This is a genomic window from Aerococcus sp. HMSC23C02, assembly GCF_001806805.1.
Classification (GTDB): Bacteria; Bacillota; Bacilli; order Lactobacillales; family Aerococcaceae; genus Aerococcus; species Aerococcus sanguinicola.
This window is the reverse complement of the sequence record NZ_KV786041.1, coordinates 1-3,257: the sequence shown is the minus strand read 5'-3', so window position 1 is coordinate 3,257 and position 3,257 is coordinate 1. Positions and strand designations below refer to the sequence as shown.

2 rRNA genes are annotated in these 3,257 nt (G+C 50.4%); both read left to right on the top strand.

Annotated features, from left to right (window positions below):
• Positions 1–153: 153 nt before the first annotated feature.
• Positions 154–3,060 (top strand): 23S ribosomal RNA (locus HMPREF3090_RS01410).
• A gap of 84 nt (positions 3,061–3,144) precedes the next feature.
• Positions 3,145–3,257 (top strand): 5S ribosomal RNA (gene rrf, locus HMPREF3090_RS01405); the annotation flags it as partial.

Sequence of the window (3,257 nt, the reverse complement as noted above, 5' to 3'; positions counted from 1 at the left end):
AACTTGTTCTTTGAAAACTGAATACTGCAAGTAATAACCATATTTTTAACTGTGACCACCAGGAAGCAGTTAAGGATATAAACCAATTTTACCAAGAGTAAAAAACCGAAAGAGTTTAATTAAACTTTTCGCACATCATACAACTTAACCAACGGTTAAGTGAATAAGGGCGTACGGTGAATGCCTTGGCACTAGGAGCCGATGAAGGACGGGACGAACACCGATATGCTTCGGGGAGCTGTAAGTAAGCTTTGATCCGGAGATTTCCGAATGGGGGAACCCCATCATCTTGATCGATGATGACTTTCAAGTGAATACATAGCTTGTTAGAGGTAGACGCAGGGAACTGAAACATCTCAGTACCTGTAGGAAGAGAAAGAAAAATCGATTTCCTGAGTAGCGGCGAGCGAAACGGAAAGAGCCCAAACCAAAGAGCTTGCTCTTTGGGGTTGTAGGACTGGGACCTATGATTTAGGCGGGTTAGTCGAATGGCATGGGAAGGCCAATCAGAGAAGGTGAGAATCCTGTAGACGAAAACCCAACTAACATTACCAGTATCCTGAGTACGACGGACCACGTGAAATTCCGTCGGAATCCGCCGGGACCATCCGGCAAGGCTAAATACTACCTAGTGACCGATAGTGAACCAGTACCGTGAGGGAAAGGTGAAAAGCACCCCGGGAGGGGAGTGAAAGAGTACCTGAAACCGTATGCCTACAAGCAGTCAGAGCCCGTTAATGGGTGATGGCGTACTTTTTGTAGAACGGACCGGCGAGTTACGATAGCATGCAAGGTTAAGACGAAGAGTCGGAGCCACAGCGAAAGCGAGTCTGAAGTGGGCGTTGAGTATGTTGTCGTAGACCCGAAACCAGGTGATCTACCCATGTCCAGGCTGAAGGTGCGGTAAAACGCACTGGAGGGCCGAACCCACGTCTGTTGAAAAAGGCGGGGATGAGGTGTGGGTAGCGGTGAAATTCCAATCGAACCTGGAGATAGCTGGTTCTCTCCGAAATAGCTTTAGGGCTAGCCTCGGATGATGAATATTGGAGGTAGAGCACTGTTTGTTCTAGGGGTCCAACAAGGATTACCGAAAACTGATAAACTCCGAATGCCAAATATTTTAATCCGGGAGTCACACTGCGAGTGATAAGATCCGTAGTGGAAAGGGAAACAGCCCAGACCACCAGCTAAGGTCCCAAAGTTTCAGTTAAGTGGAAAAGGATGTGGGGTTGCACAGACAACTAGGATGTTGGCTTAGAAGCAGCCATCATTCAAAGAGTGCGTAATAGCTCACTAGTCGAGTGACCCTGCGCCGAAAATGTACCGGGGCTAAACTGAACACCGAAGCTGTGGATGTCTAAGGACATGGTAGGAGAGCGTTCTAAGGACGGCGAAGCATGATCGTGAGGACATGTGGAGTGCTTAGAAGTGAGAATGCCGGTATGAGTAGCGAAAGACGGGTGAGAATCCCGTCCACCGAATAACTAAGGTTTCCTGGGGAAGGCTCGTCCTCCCAGGGTTAGTCGGGACCTAAGCCGAGACCGAAAGGTGTAGGCGATGGCCAACAGGTTGAGATTCCTGTACTTGTCTGATTTGTTTGAGCAATGGAAGGACACAGGAGGCTAAGCAGAGCGCGGAGATGGAAAGACGCGTCCAAGCAACAAGTCTGATGTTGAGTAAAAGGCTTAACATCCTAAGGATGAGTTGTGACGGGGAGGGAAGTTTAGTACCGAAGCTGCTGATGTCACACTGTCAAGAAAAGTTTCTAGTGAGAATCAGACAACCCGTACCGCAAACCGACACAGGTAGTTGAGGAGAGAATCCTAAGGTGAGCGAGCGAACTCTCGTTAAGGAACTCGGCAAAATGACCCCGTAACTTCGGGAGAAGGGGTGCTGGCCGCAAGGCCAGCCGCAGTGAATAGGCCCAAGCGACTGTTTATCAAAAACATAGGTCTCTGCCAAATCGAAAGATGACGTATAGAGGCTGACGCCTGCCCGGTGCTGGAAGGTTAAGAGGAAGGGTTAGCGTAAGCGAAGCTCTGAATTGAAGCCCCAGTAAACGGCGGCCGTAACTATAACGGTCCTAAGGTAGCGAAATTCCTTGTCAGGTAAGTTCTGACCCGCACGAAAGGCGTAACGATTTGGGCACTGTCTCAACGAGAGACTCGGTGAAATTGTAGTACCAGTGAAGATGCTGGTTACCCGCGACAGGACGGAAAGACCCCATGGAGCTTCACTGCAGGTTGATATTGAGTGTTTGTGTGACATGTACAGGATAGGTAGGAGCCATTGAAACCGGGACGCTAGTCTCGGTGGAGGCACAAGTGGGATACTACCCTTGTGACATGACCACTCTAACCCGCGACCATAGATCTGGTCGGGAGACAGTGTCAGTCGGGCAGTTTGACTGGGGCGGTCGCCTCCTAAAGTGTAACGGAGGCGCCCAAAGGTTCCCTCAGAATGGTTGGAAATCATTCGCAGAGTGTAAAGGCAGAAGGGAGCTTGACTGCGAGACCTACAAGTCGAGCAGGGACGAAAGTCGGGCTTAGTGATCCGGTGGTTCCGCATGGAAGGGCCATCGCTCAACGGATAAAAGCTACCCTGGGGATAACAGGCTTATCTCCCCCAAGAGTTCACATCGACGGGGAGGTTTGGCACCTCGATGTCGGCTCATCGCATCCTGGGGCTGAAGTCGGTCCCAAGGGTTGGGCTGTTCGCCCATTAAAGCGGTACGCGAGCTGGGTTCAGAACGTCGTGAGACAGTTCGGTCCCTATCCGTCGCGGGCGTTGGAAATTTGAGAGGAGCTGTCCTTAGTACGAGAGGACCGGGATGGACGCACCGCTGGTGTACCAGTTGTTCCACCAGGAGCAGAGCTGGGTAGCTATGTGCGGCAGGGATAAGCGCTGAAAGCATCTAAGCGTGAAGCCCCCCTCGAGATGAGATTTCCCATACTTTTAAAGTAGTAAGACCCCTGAGAGATGATCAGGTAGATAGGCTGGAAGTGGAAGTATAGCGATATATGGAGCGGACCAGTACTAATCGGTCGAGGACTTATCCAAAGGATAAGATTGTATGAGTGGTTGGGTAATTACGAGCAGATTCAGTTTTGAGAGAACAAGCTTTTCTCAACTAAATAGAAATTGTGCGGTGGTAATGGCAAGAAGGTCACACCTGTTCCCATGCCGAACACAGCAGTTAAGCTTCTTAGCGCCGAATGTAGTTGGGGGTTGCCCCCTGTGAGACTAGGACGCTGCCG